Source organism: Variovorax sp. P4_D9 (genome assembly GCF_056401695.1).
Map to the genome: position 1 here is coordinate 1 of NZ_JBFUIU010001571.1, position 988 is coordinate 988.

At 60.0% G+C, this 988-nt stretch carries 1 protein-coding gene; it reads left to right on the forward strand.

Features of this window, described 5'->3' with window-relative positions:
- Positions 1-685: 685 nt before the first annotated feature.
- The coding region (locus AC1DY5_RS56970) for a type II toxin-antitoxin system RelE/ParE family toxin (RefSeq protein WP_478122930.1) at positions 686-988 on the forward strand (303 nt) is incomplete at its 3' end.

Sequence of the window (988 nt, forward strand, 5' to 3'; positions counted from 1 at the left end):
CCGTTCGCTTGGGGCGGTGCTGCAATGACATTCGCATCGACGCCAACGCGGCACTTTCACAACACTGCCAAACAGGCTGCGGTAGTGAACGTCGTGATAGTCCTTGATGGCGCGATTCAGGCCACAGCAATCGCATCAGCGCTGGGTGGTCGACATCAGCTCGACCTGACGCGTGACGATCTGGGCCTGCATCCGCGCGAGCAGCGCCTTGGAATCGGCCAAGCCCAGTCCCAGAGTTTCGATGCGGCTGCGCATCGACCTCCAGCGTCAGCAGCGGCAACGCCTCCGACTCGGGCAGTGCCGCCGGAAATGGCAAAACTGATTTTGATCTGCATGGCCAAGCTCCAAAGGCGCGCCAAGCGTCATTTTCCAGCCAGCGAACTCGATCGCAGATTGGCCAATCGCGAYARGAACTCGCAAGTTAGCGTCCGCACACCCCACCGTTTGAATCGCTCTCTTCTTGCCCCAGATGCCGGAATCGGACCAACCCTTCTCGTCGCCCCCCAATCCCAGGGATAGCAAGAGTTTGCAATGTCGCTCACGGGTGAGCGAGGTTCCGGCGCGCGGGTCATTTCCGGACCGGCCGCAACAGCGGCATGATCGCGTACAGCCGGCCACACCGGCCCAGGACACTTGCACTTGAGGAGGCGCTTGCCAATTGGTAACCTATACGTTACCATTGCACATGGGCATTCAAGTCGACGAGTATCTGCGCGAGGACGGATCAAACCCTTACAAGACTTGGTTCGATGGCCTGGATGCGCAGGCTGCAGCCAAAGTGGTGACGGCCAAGCTGCGACTCGAACTCGGCAACACCTCGAGCGCGAAATGGTTCGATGGCATCGGTGAGTACGTGATCGATTGGGGGCCCGGCTACCGCATCTATCTGGCCAAGGACGGTGACCGGTTGATCGTGCTCTTCGGCGGCGGAACAAAGCGCGGTCAGCAGCGCGACATCGAGCCAAGATGCTGCACTCCGAATACAAGG